We start from the raw sequence: 22,801 nt of genomic DNA, 5'->3' as shown, positions 1-22,801 counted from the left end.
TAACCAATTGATTATCAAACGCTCTCCTTTTAGAGAGTAGCACACTTCGTAGTATATATATTTACAAAAGTATATGCTCGCTATAGTTTTGCGCAAGCCGATGAGCTAATCTCTTTTCAACTCTAACGCTTGGCAATCATGAGCTTAAAAGACCCTAATGTAGTCAGCCCGAAACGCCCGAAGCGCGTTGCCCTTGTTATCTCAAATCCAGCCGTTTCAACAACCACCGGCTGGCCCGTCGGCTTCTGGTGGAGCGAACTGACCCATCCTTACTACGAATTTGCCGAAAAAGGCTACGAAGTAGAGGTATTCAGCCCCAATGGCGGCCAGTGCGAACCTGATGCCATGAGTGACCCCAACGATCCCAGCGGCTATTCGTCAACGGACCTCATTTCGCAGGGATTTATTCACACCGAGAAGCTTCGGGCACTGATCGACAACACAAAACCGGTTTCTGAACTAACGGTCGATGCGTTTGACGCAATTGTCATTGCGGGCGGACAAGCGCCTATGTTCACGTTTGACAATGCGACCGAGTTGCATAAGAAGTTTGTCGAGTTCTACGAAGCGGGTAAAGTAACGTCGGCGCTCTGCCACGGCACGGCAATCCTGCGCTACGCCAGGCTTTCCAACGGTGAGTATCTGGCAAAAGGCAAGACGGTAACCGGCTTCGCTAACGTAGAAGAAGATTTCGCCGACAATGCCGTCTGGGAATACGGTCTGCTCTCGCGCGACAAACACGTGATGCCCTGGCGTATTGAGGACGAACTGAAAAAAATAGGCGCCAACTACGTACAGGCCGGTCTATGGCGAGGCTTCGCCATCCGCGACGGTAACCTTATCACTGGACAGCAAAACTTCTCGGGGGCAGAAACCGCCAGAGCCATCATCGAGGCCTTGGGGGAGTAAGCTGAATAAATCGGAAGAAAATCAAAGCAGGTCAGGTTTTCACTTACAGGTTATGAACATAGCGATCATTGGTGCTGGAAACATTGGTGGAGCTTTAGCACAGGGCTGGGCAAAATCCGGACACCGTATCTTTTTCGGGGTGAAAGACCCCGCAGCGTTTACATCAGACGCTTTGCTGGCGCAGTATGAAACCATTACGGCACACACCATACCGGAAGCTGCTCAAGCCGCTGATCTGATCGTAGTCAGCGTACCGGCGAAGGCGGTCATTGACGTCGCCAATCAGTTGGGTCAGGTGAGCGGTAAATACATCATTGAAACCACCAACGGTTCGTTGGGTACGTCTGATTTTCCGAACGCCGTAGCCGCTCTGAAAGCAATTACCGGATGTCCCGATGTGATCAAGTGCTTTAATTCGACCGGCTACGAAAACCTGCTCAACCCTTCCTATCAGGGCGAAGGGATTGACATGTTCATGGCCGGTAATAGTCACGAAGCGAAAGAAGCTACCCGATTGCTGGCTCTTGAACTAGGATGCTCCGAATGCTACGATCTGGGGGATGATACCAGGATTCCGCTGGTGGAGCAATTGGCGTTTGTCTGGACAACGCTGGCCTTCGGCTCTAAACTAGGCCGTAACATAGCGCTGAAAGTCCTGCAACGCTAAGCCCCGTATTCACTACAAACTAAACGTCAAACACAACGAAACATGAGTCAGCCAATCGTGCTTGTCCACGGCGCGTGGATGGATGCCTCGGCCTGGGATCAGGTCGTTCCGCTTCTGACAAACAAAGGCTATGACGTAACGGCGGTGAACCTTCCCGGCCATGGCCCCGACAACACACCGTACGAACAAATTCAGTTGCAGAACTACGTTGATGCGGTTAAAAACGCCATTGGGAACAAAGACGATGTTATTCTGGTGGGTCATAGTATGGCCGGTATGGTTATCTCGCAAGTGGCCGAAGCTATTCCGACTCAGCTAAACAAACTCATGTACGTAGCCGCTTATCTGCCGCAGAATGGCGAAAGCTTATACGGCCTGAGTCAACAGGACAAAGACAGCCATATCGGAAAATACTGGCGGCAGGATGATCCAGAGCATTACTCGCCAGCTTACATTGCCCCTGAGGGTATTAAAGAGTGTTTTGCGGCCGACTGCGATGAGCCTATTGTTCAGAGACTCATCCGGAACCACAAGGCTGATGCACTGGCTCCTTTAGCAACGCCCGTCAATCTGACCGCCGACAGGTTTGGCCGAGTGAAGAAGGTATATGTCCACACCACGCAGGATAATGCTGTCAGCTATTATCTCCAGCAACAGATGGTCAGCAAAACACCCGTGTCGGCCATATACACACTGGATTCGTCGCACAGTCCGTTTTTTAGCCATCCCGCTAAGCTGGCAGACCTGATTGCCAAGTAAGCCATGAAGCCCTGGCTCTACCTAACTTTATTCTGCCTGTGGGGGCGGATGGCGAAGGCCCAGTTGAATGAAAGCGACACAACACTATTCCAGCTACGTACTGCCCTGACCGGCAATTACCAGACCGGTAACGTGGACGTATTGAACTTTAGGGGCCGGCTGGATTTTACCGCATCCCCCGGACGTAACTGGGTGTTTAAGTCGCAAAACTCCAGTTTGTATCAGGAGTTTTACTCGGTCAAGGCAGACAATGACCTGTTCAGTCGAAATTATTTGTATTTCCGACCGTATCAGCGCCTGTATCCGTTTGCCATTGCCTACATAAGTACGAACTATCGGCGGCAGATCGACTTTCGCTACTTTGCCGGAGCAGGGCTTACCATACAGCTTTGGCGTAGCCGTCTGAATGTATTAAAACTGTCGGCTGGTGGAGTGTATGAAGACACGCGGTTTACGGCCTCAACTTTTTCGAGCGAACGCTACAACGGTTCGCGCTCTATCGCGGTAGGGCGAGCGACTACCTGGCTGGGTGGCTGGCATTATCTGCTCGACAACCACCTGCGCCTGTACTACGACGCCTTCTGGCAACCCGCCTTTTCGGACGCAAACAATTACCGGTGGCAATTCGATGTGGGCGTTGACGTCCCAGTCTGGCGAGGGCTTAACCTTACCGCGTTATACACCTACACACATGAAAACGTCGTCATTATCAAGGTTCTGCCCAACGATCGGCTGTTGACTGTCGGGCTATCGTATAACCTTCGAAAAACCCATCGCCATTGATTGACCACCGATCCTACGAACCGTATGAAAATGAATCCGCAATTTCTATTTATCCTTCTGGCAGTACTGGCCGGCGCTATGATTCCGTTTCAGAGTGCCATGAATACGCAGTTAGGTAAAAGTTTGCAAAGTCCTTACTACTCGGCTTTGACCGTATTTGTGGTGGCCGCTGTCGGTTTAACGCTATACAATCTGGTCAGTCAGCAGACATTACCGGGCAGCAGTCAGTTTACCAACGCCCCCTGGTGGAGTTACCTGGGCGGCATTCTGGGTGGCACTTACATTCTGCTGATTGTCATTTGCGCGCCCAGGCTCGGCATTGGCAACGTAACGCTGATGGTGTTACTGGGCCAGGTAATCGCGGCCCTGTTGATTGACCAGTTTGAATTACTTAACGCGCCCATTCATCGTATTAATTGGCAACGCGTGGCGGGTGTTCTGCTGGTTATCGCCGGTGTGTACATAGTCAGAAAGTTTTAACGCTACACCCAAAGTAGCGCGACACTCATTGATCTTTTGCCATCTCACGGATACGTTCAGATGGACGTAGTATCCCATGTAACGCACGGTTGAGGTTTACGGGCCGCATAGCCTGGACGTTACGTACAGAACTTTACTTTATGCTGCGTTTAAGCTGATTTACACTAATCAAAAGAGTAGTAGTTTGGGTCAACTTTCTTATCCCTTATAAACGAACACAACTAAACCTTACCAAACTGCTACTGATGCGTAGGCTGACTTATTCTCTCTGCCTGGCGGCCCTGTTTAGTGCGGGCCATATCACGGCTTCGGCCCAATCGGGGAAGCCGGTGTACACGTTTCCAATCGGCGTTCAGGCCTACACCTACCGGAACTGGTTCCCTAAAGACGTAGTAGCTACGCTGGACACCATTCATAAATTGGGCATTACCGAGATGGAAGGGGGTGTGCCGAAAGGTATGTCTGCTGAGACCTTTAAAAAACTGCTTGCCGAGCGTAACATCAAAATCCCGGCTACCGGAGCCAGTTACGAGCAGATTGTCAAAGACCCGATGGACGCCGTGAATCGGGCCAAAGAACTCGGTGCCTCCTACGTGATGGTGGCCTGGATTCCTCATCAGAAGGGCAACTTCACGCTCGAAAATGCGCAGAAAGCCGTCGAGGATTTTAACCGGGTTGGCAAGGTGCTGAAAGAAAACGGCCTGACCTTCTGCTACCACACCCACGGGTTTGAGTTTCAGCCCTATAAAAACGGGACGCTGTTCGACTACATGGTACAGAACACCAACCCCGATTACGTGTCGTTTGAGATGGATATCCTGTGGACCACCCACGGGGGTGCCGATCCGGTTGCGCTGCTGAATAAGTACGGCAGCCGCTGGAAACTAATGCACCTGAAAGACCTCAAGAAAGGTATTAAAGGCGATTTTACGGGTGGTACCCCTCCGGAAAACGACGTCGTGCTGGGCGACGGCCAGATCAACATGCCCGCCGTTCTGAAAACGGCCAAGAAGGTTGGTATCAAGCACTATTTCATTGAGGACGAAAGCAACAAAGAAGGCGAACAGGTACCGAAGAGCATCGCGTATCTGAAGAACCTGCGGGAGTAAATCACCCATCTTTTTACCCCAACCTTCTCCAGTGAGTTGGGGGTAAAATCAGGTGAGTCACATAGGTTTTTATGTAGTATGAATAGAGGTAAGCTAACGATAGCTTACCTCTTCTTGTTATAGGTGCATCGGGTCCAAACGTCTGGCTCGACGGAAATACCGTACTTTTGACGTGAACTTGCTTAGTGTCTTTCTATGCGCTGCACGTATTTGCTGTTTCTGTTCTTACTGAGTGCCTGCTCAGGGTTTAGCCAATCTGAAAATCAGTACACGATTATTCCGCGCCCGGCGCAGCTTCAGCCCCGCCCGGGTCAGTTTACTGTCAGTAATACGACCACGATCATGGTGCCGTTTGCGCAGGCGGAACTGAAAACCATTGCCGACAACTTCGCTCGCCAGCTTAATCAGTCGAGTGGCTTAGGCATTACGGTGCGGAACGTCAACAAGATGGCGCTACCCGGAAATCTGATTCAGTTTATCCCCTCCACCGACGTAACCCTGGGCGACGAAGCCTACCGGCTCGACATTACGGATCAGGTCGTCAGCATTGAAGCCCGTCAAGCGAAAGGCTTTTTCTACGCCGTCCAGACGCTTTATCAGTTACTCCCACCATCAGCATTGGGGCGTGGGGCCGGGGGCATGGGGCAATCGAGCGGTATAACGCCTGCCCCCACGCCCTCAGCCACAGGCCCTCTGCTCATTCCGGCCTGCCGCATCGAAGATCAGCCCCGCTACGTGTATCGCGGTATGCACCTCGACGTTTGCCGGCATTTCTTTCCGGTCAGCTTCATCAAGAAGTACCTCGACCTGATGGCGTTGCATAAATTCAATACGTTTCACTGGCACCTGACCGACGATCAGGGCTGGCGTATTGAAATCAAGAAGTATCCTAAGCTGACCCAGATCGGGTCGCAGCGTCGCGAGACCATTGTCGGCCACTACGACGAGTACGATCCGCAGGTATTCGATGGTCAACCCTACGGCGGCTTCTACACCCAGGACGAAGTGCGGGAAGTCGTTCAATACGCAGCCGCCCGACACATCAACGTGATTCCGGAAATTGAAATGCCGGGCCATTCGCTGGCGGCTCTGGCGGCTTACCCTGAACTGGGGTGCTCTGCGGGGCCGTATCAGGTGGCTACCAAGTGGGGTGTTTTCGAGGATGTGTTCTGCCCCTATGAAAAAACATTTACGGTCCTTCAGGACGTACTGACGGAGGTAATGGCGCTGTTTCCCGGCCCATACATTCATATTGGGGGTGATGAATGTCCCAAGTCAACTTGGCGGAAAAGCGCGTATGCTCAGCAGTTGATTAAGCGCGAAAAACTAAAGAACGAAAATCAGTTGCAAAGCTGGTTCATCACGCGCATCGACAAGTTTGTTACGTCGAAAGGCCGAAAAATCATCGGCTGGGACGAAATCCTGGAAGGCGGACTGTCGCCCAATGCCGCCGTGATGAGCTGGCGGGGAACCAGAGGGGGTATTGAAGCCGCCCGCCAGCGCCACGACGTTGTGATGACGCCCGGCACCTTCTGCTACTTCGACCACTATCAGGCCGATCCGGGTCAGGAGCCAACGGCTTTCGGCGGCCTTGTTCCCCTGTCGCTGGTGTATTCGTACAACCCGACGCCCACCGAACTGAACGCTGAGCAAGCAAAGCACATCCTGGGGGCTCAGGGTAACGTCTGGACTGAATACATACAGGATTCGGCCTATGTCGAATACATGGTCTGGCCCCGGGCGGCTGCGCTGGCTGAGGTCGTGTGGACACCCCTGGCACAAAAGGATTATACCGATTTTACCCGACGGCTCGCAACGCATTTTAAGCGCCTGGATGCCGTTGGCGCCAACTACGCCCGCAGTCTGTACAACGTAACCGCTAAAACCACCGTAACATCAACCGGTCAGCTTTCTGTTTCGCTGTCGACCGGCGTACAGGTTCCTGCAATCCGCTACACCACCGACGGTTCCGTCCCTTCCGGTGAATCACCCCAGTACACGGCTCCGATCGCCCTCAACAAAACGACTACCATCCGGGCCGTAGCCTTCACCGATAGCACCACGATGAAGGTACCTATGGGCCGAATTATGCAAAAGGAATACCTTATCTCGAAAGCCACTGGTAAACCGTACACGCTGCTGGCTCCGGCCACCAAAGGCCGTCCCGATCGAAACAACCTGACCGACGGCGTCCTGGGCAGCATGGGCGGGTACGAACTGATGGATGTGGTGTCGTTCTCGGGTAATTTCAGTGCCGTCGTCGATCTTGGCCAGTCGCAGCCGGTCCAGTCGGTTTCGGTGGGATTTGTCAAGTACACGGCCCGCAACCTCTGCCTGCCTAAACAGATTGATATAGCTGTTTCTGACGACGGGCAGACGTACCGACCGGTCGGTACGTTCAAGAGCAACGCAGCCGAAGGCGGTAAGCGGGGCATTATCCGGCTCCCTTTTGAGTTTGCGCCTACGTCGGCCCGCTACGTCCGCATTACGGCTCTGAACGTCGGGCGCGTCCCTGCCGGACTCCGCAACCCCGGCAAACCCGCTCAGTTGGCCGTGGATGAAATTGAGGTAAAATAAGCAGGAAAGGGAGAAAGGGGAAGAAAGGGAGAAGAAACGGTAATTTCATCCCCTCCTCCCTTTCCTCCCCCTCATCCCTTTCCTCCCTTTCTTCATTTTTTCCTCCCCCATCCCATATAACACAAACTCGTATCCTTGCCCTCGCGCATTTTCATGCGTTCGCCGAGGTGCCGGAAGGTCCAGCGGCCAGTGGCGCGTTTGCGTAGGTAATGCAGGGTCAGCAGTGGATTGTAGTCGGCGACCATACCGCGTACGTCCTGGTTCGTCAGGCCAACGGCATTCAGGTGCCGGTTGAGTTCGGCCGGTTTGATGAACAACTCATACAGGTGCTGATCAGGCTTCATGAACGCCCAGCGTTTCAAGTCCTGGGCAATTTTGATCAAAAACAGCCAGCTCAGCCACGTCCGGTTTACGGTATCATAGAAAAACAAGCCACCCGGCCGTAGTACGCGACTGATCTCACTCAGTACCTGGTTGACGTCCTCTACGTGTTCCAGCACATCGCAGCAACTGACATAATCGAAGGACGCATCGGCAAACGGCAGCTTTTCACCCGCGCCAACGTAGTAATCAATCGATAAGCCTTGTTGTTGAGCATGACGACGAGCCGTAGCAATGGCTGATGCCGACGGATCGATCCCTGTTACGTTCATTCCCAATTCGGCAAACTCCTCGGCCAGAATCCCGCCCCCACAGCCCACATCCAGCAGAGCGGCTCCCCGAACAACGCTATCCTGAGCAGCCAGAATACGGTTGAAATAGCTAAACCGCGCCGGATTGACGGACGTCTTCAGCATGAAAAACAGCTCATCGGGATCCCACCATATATCTCGGTCGGCGTCGTAAACGGTGTTGTTGGTTGATTTTTTACTGACCAGATCACTAACTGACGTAGCAGTCGAGAAGGAGCGTTGCGCCATGATGGACAAGTTTCTCATGTATAACACGCAAATCGACATTTTGGCTACTCATTTCTTTAAACAGGATATATTGATATATAGTACTTTTTGATACATTGCTTTCAGAATCAACGCTCATGAAAACCTTACTTTTACTTCTAGCCGTTTCACCTCTATGCGTATGGGCTCAGACCAAAACGGTCAATTCGGGCAGCGTCTTACCGAAGCCTTATGGTGATACCCTCAAACCCATTGAGTTCCGGGAATATCCATTTACATATGGAAACCGTCGGCATGTAAGCACCACCTTACAACGCATTTATACATACGATGGCATTGATGTTGAAGACCCCGAACGCGAGCTGTGGCCCCGCATGCTGGCGTTGAATGATCCAGACGTTCAGCGCGAACACGAGAATTTTACGAGAATTGTGGAGGGGCAACAAACAGGTCGGACGGTTGGCGCTATTTTTTTCTGGTCGGGCATCATTAGCATGAGTATTGGTTTTGTGCAGGCCAATCTTTACAACCAGGAATTAACCCGGCAGCGAAATGCCTGGAGCCCAGCCCCTTCGCCAGGCACCATCACACTCCCGCCAACAACTACGTCGTCCATAAATGCCTGCAACGCCTGGATAGGCACTGGCAATAGCGATGGGACAATAACTTATACTTGCATGACTTCAGGGCCCTACCAGGGCTACAAAACGACAATTGGTCCTAATGAGATACCGGCTGTTCAGATCACAACTCCCGGTAAAACGATTCCTGCCCCGGGCTTTTTGTCGTCCTCACCAACAGAAGTCAACCGACCCAACGGCCGGGGCCTGATCATTGGTGGTGCGATCTCAACCCTGGTTGGCCTTATTGCTTATGTCTCAGCCCCCGCCGGACGGGCAGACTCTTTCCTGCGGGCAGTACAGTATTATAACCGGGCCCTGAAACAGAAGGTATCCTGGGAGCTTCGCCCGTATTCTACCTTAGGACAATCGGGTGCCAGTATTGTTGTTCGCTTTTAAACGTAACCCCGAATTTGTTTTTCTAAAGTACGCTCTGCTTATTGCTTAGATATTCACCTAAATCTGCGTACTTCCGTGCAACCTGCCGTCGAAGAGAAAACAGACTTCAAACGCTCGCTGGGGCTGATGGACTCGACCCTGATCGTGTCCGGTTCGATGATTGGCTCCGGCGTTTTTATCGTATCGGCCGACATGGCCCGCAACCTCGGCTCGTCGGGCTGGCTGTTGCTGCTGTGGGTGCTGACCGGCGTACTGACCGTTGCGGCCGCGCTCAGCTACGGCGAACTGGCCGGTATGATGCCTAAGGCTGGAGGGCAGTACGTATACATTCAGCGGGCATTCGGTCCCCTGCTCGGTTTTGTCTACGGCTGGACGGTCTTCATGGTCATTCAGACGGGTACCATCGCGGCCGTAGCAGTAGCCTTCACAAAATACACGGCTGTTTTCGTCCCAGCCCTGAGCCCAGCCAACGTACTGTTTTCCCTCGGCCCCGTCGATATTTCGGCGGGGTCTTTGTTTGCCATCGCCAGTCTGGTTCTGCTCACGTGGCTGAACAGCCAGGGCGTACAAAGTGGCAAACTGATTCAGAACGTATTTACGTCGGCCAAGCTGATCGCCCTGCTGGGCCTGATCGTTGTAGGCATTGGGCTTGGGATCAGCAGCGGAGTTTTATCGGCCAACCTGACTGATGCCTGGAATGCGAACCAGACCCTGCTCAACCCCGACGGCACGATTGCGTCGGTGCTGCCGCTGACCGGCATTGCCCTGCTGCTGGCCTTCGGTACGTCGATGGTTGGCTCACTGTTTTCGGCCGACGCATGGAATAACGTAACGTTCATCGCGGGCGAAATCAAAAATCCGCGCCGGAACATTCCACTGGCTCTCTTTTTCGGTACGCTGCTCGTAACAACAATTTACCTGCTCGCTAACGTATCCTACCTATCGCTGCTTCCGCTGACGGGTTCACCGACGGCCACCGACGTTATTGGTCGAGGGATTCAGTTTGCCGAAGCCGACCGGGTGGCCACGGCTGCATCGTCCGTTATTTTCGGCAACGTAGCGGTCAGCATCATGGCAGTGCTGATCATGATTTCGACCTTTGGCTGTAACAATGGCCTGATCCTGGCGGGTGCCCGGCTATATTACGCGATGGCGAAAGACGGGCTGTTTCTGGAACAGGCTTCGCACCTGAACAAAAACGCCGTACCGGGCAAGGCGCTCTGGCTCCAGTGCATCTGGGCCTCAATCCTGTGCCTGTCGGGTCGCTACGGTGATTTGCTTGACTACTGCACGTTTGCTTCGTTGTGCTTTTACATTGTCACGATCATTGGTCTGTTTGTACTCCGGCGGAAAGAACCTGATACCGAGCGGCCTTACCGGGCAGTTGGTTATCCGCTCGTTCCGGCCTTGTACATCATCGCGGGCCTAACCATCTGCGGGATCCTGCTGTACACCAAAACGTTCAATACCGGCATGGGGCTCCTCATTGCAGGCTTAGGCGTACCGGTTTACTTACTGACTCGTCGCGGCCAGCGGGCGATAGAATAGCAATTACTAGCCTAAAAAGGGGGGCGGCTTCTGGAAGCCGACCCCCTTTTTCATACTATGTACTATTGACATTCTTACTTACGCAAACCGTTCGCGGCCGTGAGTATCCTTAATTCGGCCGGTTCGATACCCCGCATCAATATCCGATGCAGGACGCCCCGATAAGGAATTGGGAGCGTTCAGGTGCGCGCCATTATCAACGCCTACCCCGAGCCGATCCACCATTTCACCACCCAGCCAACCGGTAAAGCCTGCAATGGCAAAGCCAAGAAATGACAGCGCCAACGCCGGAGTCGACGGCTCAAACGCTGCTTCGTCCTGTCGGAACAGCCAGCTTACCGCAAACAGCAACAACACCAGCATGTTCCCAAGACCATGTACCAGACCAACCTGTTTCGCCCGCGTACCGGATGGGATATTGAACCAGTCTTTCCAGCCGGGAACAGCCGCCACCAGCCCGCCAATCAATCCGGCTACGATCATCCAGTACGATACCGTCGCCATCATTGGGTTATCGTTCAGCAGATACACAATGTCAAATATGACCGCCGTTGCCAGCAATCCCAGCGGAAACACAATCAGGATCGGATGCGCCGGATGTCCTACAATCTTTGCTCTACTTTCCATAACGTTGATAGATTTTGCAGAGATAACTTTACAAACCACGTAATGTTCGTTTGGATGAGCATCAACCGCCCATCTTTGACAACATGAAGGCCAGCAGAAACCCGACTACCGTAATAAATCCGGCAAACTCATGGGCTTCTTCAAAGGCTTCCGGTATCATTGTATCCACGAGCATGGCCAGAATAGCCCCGGCCGCAACGGCGCTGGTAGCCGCAATCACATCGTTGGAGTAGTGCTGAAATACGGTATAGCCGACCAGTGCAGCAACCCCCGACGCGATGGCAATGCCACCCCAGATCCCCAGCACGTATTTCATCGACCGATTAGCTTTTTTCATCCCGGCCGCGCTGGATAAACCCTCTGGGATATTCGATAGAAATACGGCCGCCACAGCCACCACACTCACCCCCTTGCCACCAATCAGGCTCAAGCCAATCACAATAGACTCCGGGATACCATCGAGCAGGGCCCCAATCGCGATAGCAAGTCCACTGCCCGCCTGATCCTGTTCAGACGTTTGTTGCTGACCAGACCGTTTGCGGTGTTTCGCCCCCTGTCTGGACAGCCAGTAGTTCACGATTGTATATACCCCTGCCCCACCGAGAAAGCCCAGTGCCGTAGCATCAATTCCACCGGTTTGGTACGCTTCATCAACCAGTTCAAACGATAATGCTGAGAAGAGCACACCGCTACCGAATGCCATCACGGTTGCAATAAACCGTTGTGGAACGTTCACGAAATAACCGAATGAAGCGCCAATCAGCAGAGCCCCACCAGACAGCAGGCCCCACAGCCCAGCCTTAAGCCATTCTGGTATCATACAATAGCGTTCAGTTGTCGTTCAGAACCATACGGCTTTGTTTTTGTTAAAAACATCGATCTGGCGTTCCAATCAGGTATTCCTTTTCTTTTCGTCAACCTGCTGCTTGAGTGATCACGCTGACTGACGCTGCACTAAAATATTGGCAGCCAAAGTCCGTTAAATTCATAGAATTTCTATGCGTAAAACATACTGGCATCAACTGGTTTTCTGTGGGCTGCTCCTCAGCTACCTGAGCGCCTGCACAGGCCTGGGACCGGCTACAAATCTCTTTCGCTCTTCGTCGCCCCATGAGCAATACGCCCATTCGCTGAAGGAAGCTAAACTGGACCAGACAGCCTTAGGTATTGATTGGCTACAGGCAAGCGAAAAAGCGCTCCGCGATTCACTTAAGATAACTACACCGTACCGGGAAAGTGGCTATTTCTCAGCCAGCAAACCATTTGCAGTTGGGTACCGAATCGACGGTACGCGCGGTGATCGGTTTATTGTCCAGGTAGAAACGCAGGGGCAACGTGATGCCAAGGTCTTTATCGACGTATTCGAACTCGGCGGCCGGACACCCGACCGCCTGGCCTCGTCGAAAGCCGATACCAACAATCTGGTTTGGGAAGTCCACCGGACGCAGACTCATCTGATTCGGGTTCAGCCGGAGCTGTTACGTAGTGGTCGTTACACCATTTCCATCACCCGTGAACCGGCTCTGAGCTTTCCGGTGCAGGGGCTGGACAGTCGACGCATCAGCAGTTATTTCGGCGCTCCCCGCGACGGCGGGCGTCGGCGACACGAAGGCATTGACATTTTTGCTCCGCGTGGCACGCCCGCCGTCGCTGCGGCCAATGGGGTTGTAACGGGCGTTGGTACAAACAACCTGGGCGGTAACGTCGTTTTTCTGTCGGACAATGACCGAAACCTGCGGCTATACTATGCGCATCTCGACCGCTTCAACGTAACCGATGGGCAGCGCGTCAGCATCGGCGATACGCTCGGATTTGTTGGGAATACGGGTAACGCCCGCACCACCGCTCCTCATCTGCATTTTGGTATTTATCAGTTTAGCGAAGGCGCAGTTGATCCACTGCCCTTTGTCCGATTGGGTCGGGGACCGGCCAAACAGTCACTGCTGGCGGCTTCCCGATTAGGCGATTCAATGCGCATTTCGACTACTCGCTCCCCGATGCGATCGTCGCCGGGCAGCGATGCACCCATTTTGCGGGAATTGACTCGGACAACCGCCTTCACGATCCTTGGCGGAACAGCCACCTGGCTGCGGGTCGAACTTCCCGATGGGTTGACGGGCTACCTTAACAGCAATACAGCCGAATCGGCTACGCGGCCGCTTCGGCAATACACGCTTCCCAGCATCAGCAATTTACTGGATGCGGCCGCCCCGACGGCCGGGGTGATTGATACGTTGCCCACTGGTACTACGCTGGAGGTTCTGGCAACGTATGGTCAATATCTGCTCGTCCGGAGTGAAGAAGGACTGGCGGGCTGGATTGCCAGGACGATTGCTCCCTGATGTCAGATCAGCCAATCAGTAGTATCGCCTGGCGACTCCCGTTGTGGTAGTCGGCTGGGCGCCCCACGATGAATCAACGACCGTCTGGACCGTATCACAATTCTGAAGCCGGTTTTCCAACTGCTTAATCTGGCTGCTTTTCTGATGCAGATTGCGCCGAAGATCCTGCGCTTCATCAACCAGCCTCTGGTGTCGGTTATACGCTACCCACAGCAAAGCCGCTATTCCTGCCAGCAGTACTACAACTGCGACAAGTAACGTACGGACAGTGCTCTGGTTCTCTGTAGCCATGGTATCTTTTCACCTACACAAAGTAACGAAAACGGTTAACTAAAAGAAACGCCTACGACTCGGCTGAATCGTAGGCGTCCGCATGTGTACTTCTGTTCACTGTTTAGCGGGAGGCACCGTAGTCCTGCCCGGCGCTTTCCGGGAAGTTCTTCATGATGCTCGTCACCGTTTCACGGAACGCCTGATCGCGGTCACGCTCACGCTTCCGTGAATTCAGTTGGCCAGTTGCCCAGCCCTGCCATACAATATCATTCGTACGGGCATCGACTACGTTAACAACCACCCGGTTCTCTTCGTACTGACGAGAGTATACGTTGTTGTTGTAACCGCCATACCACCATGAGTACGGACCGAATGCGTTATTCGACTGGATCTGCTGACGATCTTTCGAATCGGCGAAGAAACGAACAATCAAATCAGCTTCACCCTGCTCAACAGGCTTATAGCCACGGGCTTTAAGCGACTGCTCCAGTGCTTCGGCAATCCGGCGCTGGTTCAGGTTACTGCCCACAATCGGGTCAGCATTACGTTGACGGTCGGCTTCAATACGGTAGGTCGTAAATTGACGAACATTCACTTTCGGATCGTAATCGTACTTAACCGTTATAGCCGGCGCGCAGGAAGCCAGCGTACCGGCCACCATCAGACTTGCGATTATGCCTTTGAATCTCATATTAGTTGAATCGTTAGTAGGTTGTCTAACCGACTATTTAACGTTAGAAAAATGCTCAATCGTATAGTATATCTAAATAACTAAAAATGCAACTGTTAAGTTCGGTACTGTTCATATATAACCCCGCCCCGAAGCACACTTAACACACTAGTTATCAATCGTTTATAAAACAAGAAAACACCCCCAATGATATGTTAACCATTGGGGGTGTTTACACTTAATGTATATAAAAACTTGTCTGTTTATTAGACACTTAACACGTCTTAGTCAGCTGCGAGGGCTTCTGCACCACCCACAATTTCGAGGATTTCCTTCGTAATGGCGGCCTGACGCGTCCGGTTGTACACCAATTTAAGTTCTTTTAACAATTCCCCGGCGTTCTCGGTAGCCTTATCCATAGCGGTCATTTGAGCACCATAGAAAGAAGCATTCGATTCCAGAGCTGCTTTATACAACTGAATCTTCAGTGTCTTCGGAATCAGTTCGCTGATGATTTCCTCTTCTGACGGCTCGAACAGGTAGTTAACCGCCGAAGTTGCTCCGGCTGGTGCTTCAGCCGCCACGATGGGCAGCATCTGTTCGGTACGAATAATCTGCGTCGCTACGTTCTTGAACTCGTTGAAGACAATATCGACCACATCGTAACGACCCGATACAAAACCGTCCATAGCTTCTTCGGCAGCCTGGCGTACCGTGGCAAAATTCAACGAGCCGAAGATATTCGTGTGTTTGGTGTTGACCCGGAAGCCGCGCCGGATAAACGCTTCGGCACCTTTCTTACCGAGCGCCATGATTTCAACGTTACCGGCCCGGGCCTGGGCTGCGTAGCGGTCGTTGAGCAGGCTTATGGCTGCCTTAATTGCGTTGGTATTGAAGGCTCCGCACAACCCCCGGTCAGACGTAACAACGATCAGCAGTACCCGGTCAATGGGCCTTGCCTGCTTATACGGACTATCGGCAGCCAATTCAGCACCGGCCGACACGGTGCTCAGCATCTGGCTTAACTTCTGCGCGTACGGCCGCATCTGCGTAATACCATCCTGCGCCCGACGCAGCTTAGCGGCCGCCACCATTTTCATGGCTTTGGTAATCTGTTGCGTCGAGTTAATGGAGGCAATACGACTGCGTACTTCTTTTAAACTTGCCATTTTTCAGTGAGTTTGCGGTATTCAGTCTTCGGCGTACGGCCTCGTTTATTAACGAAAACCGTACACCAAAAACCGACAAACACATTTATGCGTAGCTCGCCGAGAGATCAGCAGCCACTTTCTTCAACGTCGCGGTCGTCTCATCGTCGAGTTTACCGGCGCGAAGCGTCGCCAGCGCATTCGGATACTGCGCACTCAGAACGGCGGCAAACTGGCTTTCAAATTCTTTCACCCGGTTTACCGGCACTTTGTCCAGCAGACCGTTTGTTGATGCGTAGATAATAGCCACCTGCTGTTCAACCGGTACGGGTGAGTACTGGGGCTGCTTCAGCATTTCCTGGTTCCGGCGTCCACGCTCGATCGTCAGTTTCGTAGCGGCATCAAGGTCTGAACCGAACTTAGCAAAGGCTTCCAGCTCGCGGAACTGGGCCTGGTCAAGTTTCAGTGTACCCGCCACTTTCTTCATCGATTTAATCTGAGCGTTACCACCTACCCGTGATACCGAGATACCCACGTTGATGGCCGGACGAATACCCGAGTTAAACAGGTTTGATTCAAGGAAGATCTGGCCGTCGGTGATCGAGATCACGTTGGTCGGGATGTAAGCCGATACGTCACCAGCCTGCGTTTCGATGATCGGCAGTGCTGTCAGCGAACCACCACCTTTTACTTTACCTGCCAGCGAAGGCGGCAGGTCGTTCATCTGGCGGGCGATATCGTCGTTGGCCGTAATCTTGGCGGCCCGCTCCAGCAGACGGCTGTGCAGGTAGAATACGTCACCGGGGTAAGCCTCACGGCCCGGCGGGCGACGCAGCAGCAGCGATACTTCGCGGTAAGATACGGCCTGCTTCGAGAGGTCATCATAGATCACAAGAGCAGGACGGCCCGTATCGCGGAAATATTCACCAATGGCGGCACCGGTAAACGGCGCGTAGAACTGCATCGGTGATGGGTCAGAAGCGGCAGCGGCTACAATCACCGTGTACTCCATGGCACCGGCCTTGCGCAGCGTAGCTTCCACCTGCTTGATGGTTGACGCTTTCTGGCCGCAGGCTACGTAGATACAGAAAACCGGCTCGCCTTTGTCGAAAAACTCTTTCTGGTTGATGATCGTGTCGATAGCCACGGCAGTTTTACCCGTCTGGCGGTCACCGATGATCAATTCACGCTGCCCCCGACCAATAGGAATCATGGCGTCGATAGCCTTGATACCGGTCTGCAGCGGCTCGTTAACTGGCTGACGGTAAATTACGCCCGGCGCTTTCCGTTCGAGCGGCATCTCGAAAAGTTCGCCCTGAACCGGGCCCATGCCGTCGACTGGCTCACCCAGCGTATTGACAACACGCCCCAGGATACCTTCGCCCACCCGGACGTAAGCAATCTGGTTAGTGCGTTTCACCGTATCGCCTTCTTTTACTTCAGAATAGTCGCCCAGCAACACGGCTCCCACGTTGTCTTCTTCGAGGTTCAGCGCGAGCGCCTGAAGTCCGTTCTGGAACGCCAGTAGTTCGCCGGCCTGCACTTTCGACAAGCCGTAGATACGCGCTACGCCGTCGCCGATTTGCAGCACCGTACCGACTTCTTCGAGTTCGGCTTCAGTTTGGGCCCCGGCCAGTTGGGCGCGGAGAATAGCCGATACCTCGTCGGGTCTTACGGATGTCATATGAATTAGATGGATGCTTTAGTTAACTAATAAGAATTCGGCCGCAAAGATACGAGTAAAATTTGATAAAAACACGTTGAGCCCGTAAAGTATCGGCTGAATGTTAGACTTTTCCAATATGACGCAACCCCGGACCTAAACCGTTGAATGACTGCTGAAACCGTTCGTCCAAATTCATCCTGGTTTGGTCCGGGCGAATTGGCCTTAACCATTCTTTTTTGCTACTTTTACCAGGTACGTATTTTTCGTTGCTCTGCTGACATATTGGCAACGAACGATACGATTCAGTGATGAAATTTTACAGAAAATAGGTTTTGCCAAACTTTTCCGTTATTCTTTCACGTTTTATCAGTAACGATTTCTACGTTCATACAACCTGTAATTGTTTCGCATGAAGTTCAACCAGTGGATGCTGGCCGGTATGGTATCGGCCGTTTTTATCAGTGGCTCCGCAGCTGCTCAAACTAAACCAGCCGCCAAAAAGCCAGCTACAACAAAACCTTCGTCAACGGCAAAACCAACCCCTACCACTCGGTCGGCAACCGGTACAACACTCGCATCCTCGCAGGATTCGCTCAGCTACAGCATCGGCCTGTATATGGCGCAGAATTTGCAGCAGCAAGGTATATCCGACCTGAATAACACAGCGCTGGTGCGCGGTATTGAGGATGCCCTGAAGGGCGGCAAAACGCAACTTACCCAAGAACAAGCCGGTCAGGTGCTGAACGCGTATGCCCAGAAACAGTCGGCTCAGCGGATGGCTGAAACGCAGAAAGTGTCTGCCGAAAACAAGAAGATAGGCGATGCGTTTCTGGCCGAAAATAAAGCCAAGCCGGGCGTACAGACTACAGCCAGTGGTTTGCAGTACCTGGTTGAAAAAGAAGGCACAGGTGCTAAACCAACGGCCTCTGATCGGGTTAAGGTACATTACACCGGCCGCCTGATTGACGGGAAGGTGTTCGATAGTTCGGTCGAACGTGGCCAGCCCGCTGAATTTGGTGTGGGCGAAGTAATTAAAGGGTGGACGGAAGTGCTTCAGCTGATGCCGGTTGGTTCCAAGTGGAAGGTATTTATTCCGGCTGAACTGGCTTATGGCGATCGTGGAGCGGGCCCGGATATCAAACCGGGGTCTACCTTAATATTTGATGTCGAATTGCTCGACATTGTAAAGCAATAATTGCTAACTTACGTTTGCCGTTACGGCCATAATACCGAACTGATTTTTAGTTAAACATCCGTTCGGCGTGTGATCAGGCGGCCTCATTTTTCAAACCGCGTTACGTGCATGAAGAAGTATCTCGTAACCTTAGTCCCCGTGCTGATGCTGAGCTTTCAGCCGGATTCGCCGTCGAGCAGCGCACCACTGAAGCTGCTGCCCGGCCGGGAGGTGACCGCACCGACTGAGGACCTTAAGCCGTCGGTCTCACAGGAAAAAGTAGAGCAACTCGTTGCTAAGCTGCTGACTACCTACCACTATCGAAAGGTGAGGCTGAACGACTCCCTGTCGTCGGTTGTCTGGGATAACTACCTTAAGGAGGTAGACAATAACAAAACGTATCTGCTCGCCAGCGATGTAGCTGCATTCGAAAAATACCGCTATCAGATTGACGACGCCCTCGTGAACGGCGACCTGACGGCGGCTTACGAACTCTACAACGTGTTCCGCAAACGGTATCAGGAGCGTAGTGAGTTTGTGAAGGATCAATTGAAGAAACCCTTCGATTTCACGGCTGACGAGACGTTCAACACCGACCGCGACAAAGCAAGCTGGCCTAAGACCATTGAGGAGCAGAACGATCTGTGGCGCAAGATTCTGAAGAATCAGGCGCTGGAACTAAAGCTCGGCAACCGGAAGGACAGCGCCGTAGCGGCTACGATGACGGATCGGTACAAGAACCTCGATCGGGCGATCAACCGGATCAAGAGCCCGGAGGTATTTCAGATGTACATGAACTCGTTCGCCGAAGCGCTCGATCCACATACCAACTACCTGTCGCCAACCAGCGCCGACCGGTTTAACCAGGAGATGAGCCAGTCGCTGGAAGGCATTGGTGCCCTGCTCCGCGAAGATGGTGACTACATCCGGATTACGGAGGTGCTGCCCGGCGGCCCTGCTTTCAAGAGCAAGCTGCTGAACAAGGACGATAAGATTGCGGGGGTAGCTCAGGGCGATAACGGCCAGATGGTCAATGTCATGAACTGGCAGGTCGATGAGGTTGTCAAACTCATCAAAGGGCCTAAAGGAACCGTAGTACGGCTTCAGGTGATTTCGCCAAACGCCATCGCCGGTGCTCCGCCGAAAGAAATCCGACTGGTGCGGGAGAAAATCAAGCTTGAAGAGCAGCGTGCCAAAAAGGAAGTGATCGACATCACCGACAATGGTAAGCCGTTCAAGATTGGGGTTATCAACATCCCGATGTTCTACCGCGACTTTGAAGGCGCGCGCAAACGCGAAGAAAACTTCAGCAGCACGACGAGTGATGTGAAGAAGTTTGTCGAAGAACTGAAAGCTGAAAAAGTGGACGGCATCGTGATTGACCTGCGCGATAACGGCGGTGGCTCGCTCACCGAAGCCATCAACCTGACGGGTCTGTTCATTCCGAAAGGCCCTGTTGTTCAGGTTCGTGAATCAACGGGTGAGACGGAGGTTTATACCGATCCGGACCCGTCTGTTACGTACGATGGTCCGCTGGCCGTGCTCGTCAACCGTTTCAGTGCGTCTGCATCCGAAATTTTTGCCGCTGCCATTCAGGACTACAAGCGGGGTATCATCGTTGGGGGACAGACATTCGGTAAAGGTACCGTGCAAACCCTGATCGATTTGAATCAGTGGTTGCCGAAAGAGCCGGAGAAAGCTGGTCAGGTAAAAATGACCATTCAGAAGTTCTACCGCATCAATGGCAGCAGCACGCAGCACAAGGGCGTAACGCCGGACATTGAGCTACCTTCGGGCTTCACGGCCGAGGAGTATGGCGAAAGCTCTCAGCCCAGCGCACTGCCATGGGACCAGATCAGCTCTACTCGCTACGAAGTTAGCCGTGGCCTGGACGATAAAGTTCTTTCTCGTCTGCGCGACCGGTTTGAGCAGCGTTTGAAGTCAGATCCGGAACTGAAGCAACTGGCTCAGGACCTGGCCGACTTCAAGAAGGCGAAAGAAAATACGGTGGTCTCGCTTCAGGAAGCCAAGCGTCGGAAAGAACGTGAAGAAGCTGAACGCAAGCGGGCGGCCGCCAATAAGGTAAGCCAGATGACGGCCCCGATCGATGAAACCGGCACACCGTCGCCCAACGCGCCCAAGAAGAAAAAAGACCTGTATCTGAACGAAGCAGGTCGGATTCTGGCCGATTATATCATTGCGGTGAATAAGTAATCAACGTACAGCCCTCAACGAAAAACCCCACGTGACAAACCGTTACGTGGGGTTTTTCGTTGAGGGCTGTACAATCAGCAACGATATGTGGTATTTTTTGATAAAACAGAATACGCTTGAAACCATCCATTTTCAGGCACTACAAAAGGAAGCGGCCCTGACGGAAACCGAAGTATTCAGCGAACCATTCGACAATTGGTACGTTTTCTCCGTTCCCAAAGACGATTACACCTCGTTTATGGACTATCTCGATCGTGAAGGCATTGGTTATGACCTGACTGCCGATAAGCCTACGCGCGATGAGCTTTTAGAAAAGATGCGGTAAGGCTTTTTGTGCTTCGGTTGATAGCTATTACGTTTTACCCCAAACCCCTGAAGGGGCTTAGCGCTGCTGAGATAGATGCCTGAAATGGCGGAGCTAAGCCCCTTCAGGGGTTTGGGGTAACCCTGCAAAGATTTGGGGTAAAACCTAAAAAACGGAAATCCAGTACGCAGCAAGGAATCAATAGGCACTGTGAGCGAGCTGAGCATCCGAAACGTTTGTAGGGTTAATGTGCCGTACCCGCCGGAAGAACCGCATTGTTAACAGCACAGCCGCGATGGTTAGCCCCGCCAGCAATCCAACCCAAACGCCGACTACATTTAAACCAAGAGGAAACGCAAACACATAACTCATCGGCAACGCAACACCCCAGTAGGAAAACAACGTAATAACCGTAGGTACATTCACATCCGACAAGCCCCGAAGCGACCCTACGCCTACCACCTGAATACCGTCTGACAACTGGAAAAAGCCAGCCATAATGACCAGTGAAGCAGCAAAAGCAGCCACCGTTGCATTATCGCGAATGTAGAGACTCACCAGCCAATCGTTGGCCGTCAGGAACAGCAGGGCGCAAAGGCTCATGAACCCCGCCGATAACACAAACGCAGCAATACCCGCCCGGCGAACCCCTTCCTGGCTACCTCGCCCGACGGCCGCACCTACCCGGATGGCTGCCGCCGACGAAATGCCGGTAGCCATCATGTAAGTAGTCGATGCCATATTGATCGCAATCTGATGGGCCGCCAGTTGCGCTTCACCCAGCCAGCCGACCATAACAACGGCGAGAGAAAATGTAGCTACCTCAAAGAAAAACGTCAGGCCGCCGGGAATACCCAGCCGCAGAATTGTCCAGATCTCATCGGTTAACGGACGAGTGTCTACCACTTTCCGGACGTATTCGCCAAACAGGTCAGCGCGGTAGACATAAAGTAGCATCGCCGTGGCCATGAACCCGCGGGAGAGTAACGTAGCCATCGCCGAACCCATCAGGCCCATAGCCGGAAATGGCCCAATACCTTCAATAAGTATGTAGTTAAATACAGCGTTCAACACCAGCGCTGAGAGCGTAATGGCCATTGCCACCCGTGGGTAGCGTAGCCCATCGCAAAGCTGGCGAGCCGCCACAAAAACCAGCAGGGGTAATATGGAAACAGTGAGCAAAAGCATGAAATCGCCCGCCAGCTTTGCTACCTCGGCCGATTGCCCCATCCGGTCAAAATTATACGCTACAACGACGGAGATTCCGCCCAACACGACACTCAGCAACCCGGCTACCCACAGCCCCGCCCGGAATAGCCGGCCAATGGCCGTACTATCGTTGCGTCCATGGGCCTGCGACACGAGTGTTGCCACTACCGCCAATCCGCCCACGCCAATGCAGGATACAAGAAACGACAATGACGTAGCCAGTCCGGCCGCTCCCAGGGGTACAGCCCCCAGCAACCGCCCTACAAATAAATTATCCGTAACGCCCATCAGAACAACACCAAGCTGGGCAATCACGATGGGAATGCTCAGGCGCAAGGTATCAGCAATCTCCGGACGATAGGTTTGGATAAACTTTTTCATGGTGACGTAACGTCGGTTCACGCACCCGGGGTTCCTGATGACG

General features: G+C 53.0%; 21 protein-coding genes. 13 read left to right on the top strand and 8 right to left on the bottom strand.

Annotated features, from left to right (window positions below; translation table 11 throughout):
* The first annotated feature begins 138 nt into the window (after positions 1-138).
* The 7 genes from BN8_RS02945 (at position 139) to BN8_RS02915 (ending at position 7,284) form a co-directional block, all read left to right on the top strand.
* A complete protein-coding gene (locus tag BN8_RS02945) occupies positions 139-909 on the top strand; it encodes a type 1 glutamine amidotransferase domain-containing protein (protein WP_009280301.1) in 771 nt (256 codons plus the stop codon).
* Entirely contained in the window at positions 845-1,576 is a 732-nt protein-coding gene (locus BN8_RS02940; protein ID WP_374755519.1) for an NADPH-dependent F420 reductase, read from the top strand. Before BN8_RS02945 ends, BN8_RS02940 begins: the two co-directional genes overlap by 65 nt.
* Before the next feature lie 42 nt (positions 1,577-1,618).
* Positions 1,619-2,335: an alpha/beta fold hydrolase gene (locus BN8_RS02935; RefSeq protein WP_009280299.1), complete on the top strand. Its 717-nt coding sequence runs from the start codon at positions 1,619-1,621 to the stop codon at positions 2,333-2,335.
* A gap of 3 nt (positions 2,336-2,338) precedes the next feature.
* Positions 2,339-3,118 (top strand): DUF481 domain-containing protein, encoded by a 780-nt coding sequence (locus tag BN8_RS02930; RefSeq protein WP_040005284.1) that lies wholly within the window; start codon positions 2,339-2,341, stop codon positions 3,116-3,118.
* 30 nt (positions 3,119-3,148) lie between these two features.
* A complete protein-coding gene (locus BN8_RS02925) occupies positions 3,149-3,598 on the top strand; it encodes a DMT family transporter (protein ID WP_192579015.1) in 450 nt (149 codons plus the stop codon).
* A 245-nt stretch (positions 3,599-3,843) separates the two neighbouring features.
* Positions 3,844-4,707: a sugar phosphate isomerase/epimerase family protein gene (locus BN8_RS02920; RefSeq protein WP_009280296.1), complete on the top strand. Its 864-nt coding sequence runs from the start codon at positions 3,844-3,846 to the stop codon at positions 4,705-4,707.
* A gap of 195 nt (positions 4,708-4,902) precedes the next feature.
* Positions 4,903-7,284, top strand: a complete 2,382-nt coding sequence (locus BN8_RS02915; RefSeq protein WP_009280295.1) for a glycoside hydrolase family 20 protein — start codon at positions 4,903-4,905, stop codon at positions 7,282-7,284.
* A 92-nt stretch (positions 7,285-7,376) separates the two neighbouring features.
* Here BN8_RS02915 and ubiG read toward each other — a convergent pair whose 3' ends face one another.
* Positions 7,377-8,222: a bifunctional 2-polyprenyl-6-hydroxyphenol methylase/3-demethylubiquinol 3-O-methyltransferase UbiG gene (gene ubiG, locus BN8_RS02910; protein ID WP_310589764.1), complete on the bottom strand. Its 846-nt coding sequence runs from the start codon at positions 8,220-8,222 to the stop codon at positions 7,377-7,379.
* A gap of 98 nt (positions 8,223-8,320) precedes the next feature.
* Between ubiG and BN8_RS02905 the strand changes: the two genes are divergently transcribed.
* Both BN8_RS02905 and BN8_RS02900 read left to right on the top strand, forming a co-directional pair.
* A complete protein-coding gene (locus BN8_RS02905) occupies positions 8,321-9,202 on the top strand; it encodes a hypothetical protein (RefSeq protein WP_009280293.1) in 882 nt (293 codons plus the stop codon).
* A gap of 126 nt (positions 9,203-9,328) precedes the next feature.
* The gene (locus BN8_RS02900; protein ID WP_083882477.1) at positions 9,329-10,750 is read left to right on the top strand and encodes an APC family permease; all 1,422 of its coding nucleotides are present in this window, start codon (positions 9,329-9,331) and stop codon (positions 10,748-10,750) included.
* A 78-nt stretch (positions 10,751-10,828) separates the two neighbouring features.
* Here the strand turns inward: BN8_RS02900 and BN8_RS02895 are convergent, their stop codons facing one another.
* Both BN8_RS02895 and BN8_RS02890 read right to left on the bottom strand, forming a co-directional pair.
* Positions 10,829-11,377, bottom strand: coding sequence for a DUF2231 domain-containing protein (locus tag BN8_RS02895; protein ID WP_009280291.1), 549 nt, complete (start codon positions 11,375-11,377; stop codon positions 10,829-10,831).
* A gap of 61 nt (positions 11,378-11,438) precedes the next feature.
* A complete protein-coding gene (locus BN8_RS02890; protein ID WP_009280290.1) occupies positions 11,439-12,197 on the bottom strand; it encodes a ZIP family metal transporter in 759 nt (252 codons plus the stop codon).
* Between the two features lie 178 nt (positions 12,198-12,375).
* On the opposite strand from BN8_RS02890, the gene BN8_RS02885 reads away from it, so the two are divergent.
* Positions 12,376-13,719: a M23 family metallopeptidase gene (locus BN8_RS02885; protein ID WP_009280289.1), complete on the top strand. Its 1,344-nt coding sequence runs from the start codon at positions 12,376-12,378 to the stop codon at positions 13,717-13,719.
* Positions 13,720-13,734: 15 nt separating this feature from the next.
* Here BN8_RS02885 and BN8_RS02880 read toward each other — a convergent pair whose 3' ends face one another.
* From BN8_RS02880 to atpA, 4 genes are all read right to left on the bottom strand, one after another.
* Positions 13,735-14,010 carry a hypothetical protein gene (locus tag BN8_RS02880; protein ID WP_009280287.1) on the bottom strand — a complete coding sequence of 92 codons (276 nt, stop codon included), beginning with the start codon at positions 14,008-14,010 and terminating at the stop codon, positions 13,735-13,737.
* Positions 14,011-14,113: 103 nt separating this feature from the next.
* On the bottom strand, positions 14,114-14,683 hold the full coding sequence (locus tag BN8_RS02875) for a DUF4136 domain-containing protein (RefSeq protein WP_009280286.1): 570 nt from the start codon (positions 14,681-14,683) through the stop codon (positions 14,114-14,116).
* Between the two features lie 263 nt (positions 14,684-14,946).
* Positions 14,947-15,831, bottom strand: a complete 885-nt coding sequence (gene atpG, locus BN8_RS02870; protein ID WP_009280285.1) for an ATP synthase F1 subunit gamma — start codon at positions 15,829-15,831, stop codon at positions 14,947-14,949.
* A gap of 85 nt (positions 15,832-15,916) precedes the next feature.
* A complete protein-coding gene (gene atpA, locus BN8_RS02865) occupies positions 15,917-17,494 on the bottom strand; it encodes a F0F1 ATP synthase subunit alpha (protein ID WP_009280283.1) in 1,578 nt (525 codons plus the stop codon).
* 391 nt (positions 17,495-17,885) lie between these two features.
* On the opposite strand from atpA, the gene bamJ reads away from it, so the two are divergent.
* The 3 genes from bamJ (at position 17,886) to BN8_RS02850 (ending at position 21,189) form a co-directional block, all read left to right on the top strand.
* Positions 17,886-18,671: a BamJ family beta-barrel-assembly machinery protein gene (bamJ, locus tag BN8_RS02860; RefSeq protein ID WP_009280281.1), complete on the top strand. Its 786-nt coding sequence runs from the start codon at positions 17,886-17,888 to the stop codon at positions 18,669-18,671.
* Between the two features lie 108 nt (positions 18,672-18,779).
* Positions 18,780-20,864: a carboxy terminal-processing peptidase gene (locus BN8_RS02855; RefSeq protein ID WP_009280280.1), complete on the top strand. Its 2,085-nt coding sequence runs from the start codon at positions 18,780-18,782 to the stop codon at positions 20,862-20,864.
* Positions 20,865-20,949: 85 nt separating this feature from the next.
* Entirely contained in the window at positions 20,950-21,189 is a 240-nt protein-coding gene (locus tag BN8_RS02850; protein ID WP_009280279.1) for a hypothetical protein, read from the top strand.
* A gap of 177 nt (positions 21,190-21,366) precedes the next feature.
* On the opposite strand, the gene BN8_RS02845 is transcribed toward BN8_RS02850, so the two are convergent.
* Positions 21,367-22,758 carry an MATE family efflux transporter gene (locus tag BN8_RS02845; RefSeq protein ID WP_009280278.1) on the bottom strand — a complete coding sequence of 464 codons (1,392 nt, stop codon included), beginning with the start codon at positions 22,756-22,758 and terminating at the stop codon, positions 21,367-21,369.
* Between the last annotated feature and the right edge of the window lie 43 nt (positions 22,759-22,801).

Source organism: Fibrisoma limi BUZ 3 (assembly GCF_000296815.2).
GTDB lineage: Bacteria > Bacteroidota > Bacteroidia > Cytophagales > Spirosomataceae > Fibrisoma > Fibrisoma limi.
This window is presented reverse-complemented; position numbering and strand designations above follow the sequence as displayed.

What these genes read in the sequence shown, in the direction of transcription:
- BN8_RS02915 (WP_009280295.1), top strand. Translation starts at nt 4,903, where the DNA reads ATGCGCTGCACGTATTTGCTGTTTCTGTTCTTACTGAGTGCCTGCTCA.
- BN8_RS02845 (WP_009280278.1), bottom strand. Translation starts at nt 22,758, where the DNA reads ATGAAAAAGTTTATCCAAACCTATCGTCCGGAGATTGCTGATACCTTG.
- atpG (WP_009280285.1), bottom strand. Translation starts at nt 15,831, where the DNA reads ATGGCAAGTTTAAAAGAAGTACGCAGTCGTATTGCCTCCATTAACTCG.
- BN8_RS02900 (WP_083882477.1), top strand. Translation starts at nt 9,329, where the DNA reads ATGGACTCGACCCTGATCGTGTCCGGTTCGATGATTGGCTCCGGCGTT.
- BN8_RS02920 (WP_009280296.1), top strand. Translation starts at nt 3,844, where the DNA reads ATGCGTAGGCTGACTTATTCTCTCTGCCTGGCGGCCCTGTTTAGTGCG.
- atpA (WP_009280283.1), bottom strand. Translation starts at nt 17,494, where the DNA reads ATGACATCCGTAAGACCCGACGAGGTATCGGCTATTCTCCGCGCCCAA.
- BN8_RS02930 (WP_040005284.1), top strand. Translation starts at nt 2,339, where the DNA reads ATGAAGCCCTGGCTCTACCTAACTTTATTCTGCCTGTGGGGGCGGATG.
- BN8_RS02875 (WP_009280286.1), bottom strand. Translation starts at nt 14,683, where the DNA reads ATGAGATTCAAAGGCATAATCGCAAGTCTGATGGTGGCCGGTACGCTG.
- BN8_RS02890 (WP_009280290.1), bottom strand. Translation starts at nt 12,197, where the DNA reads ATGATACCAGAATGGCTTAAGGCTGGGCTGTGGGGCCTGCTGTCTGGT.
- BN8_RS02885 (WP_009280289.1), top strand. Translation starts at nt 12,376, where the DNA reads ATGCGTAAAACATACTGGCATCAACTGGTTTTCTGTGGGCTGCTCCTC.
- bamJ (WP_009280281.1), top strand. Translation starts at nt 17,886, where the DNA reads ATGAAGTTCAACCAGTGGATGCTGGCCGGTATGGTATCGGCCGTTTTT.
- BN8_RS02850 (WP_009280279.1), top strand. Translation starts at nt 20,950, where the DNA reads ATGTGGTATTTTTTGATAAAACAGAATACGCTTGAAACCATCCATTTT.
- ubiG (WP_310589764.1), bottom strand. Translation starts at nt 8,222, where the DNA reads ATGAGAAACTTGTCCATCATGGCGCAACGCTCCTTCTCGACTGCTACG.
- BN8_RS02925 (WP_192579015.1), top strand. Translation starts at nt 3,149, where the DNA reads ATGAATCCGCAATTTCTATTTATCCTTCTGGCAGTACTGGCCGGCGCT.
- BN8_RS02905 (WP_009280293.1), top strand. Translation starts at nt 8,321, where the DNA reads ATGAAAACCTTACTTTTACTTCTAGCCGTTTCACCTCTATGCGTATGG.
- BN8_RS02880 (WP_009280287.1), bottom strand. Translation starts at nt 14,010, where the DNA reads ATGGCTACAGAGAACCAGAGCACTGTCCGTACGTTACTTGTCGCAGTT.
- BN8_RS02935 (WP_009280299.1), top strand. Translation starts at nt 1,619, where the DNA reads ATGAGTCAGCCAATCGTGCTTGTCCACGGCGCGTGGATGGATGCCTCG.
- BN8_RS02945 (WP_009280301.1), top strand. Translation starts at nt 139, where the DNA reads ATGAGCTTAAAAGACCCTAATGTAGTCAGCCCGAAACGCCCGAAGCGC.
- BN8_RS02855 (WP_009280280.1), top strand. Translation starts at nt 18,780, where the DNA reads ATGAAGAAGTATCTCGTAACCTTAGTCCCCGTGCTGATGCTGAGCTTT.
- BN8_RS02895 (WP_009280291.1), bottom strand. Translation starts at nt 11,377, where the DNA reads ATGGAAAGTAGAGCAAAGATTGTAGGACATCCGGCGCATCCGATCCTG.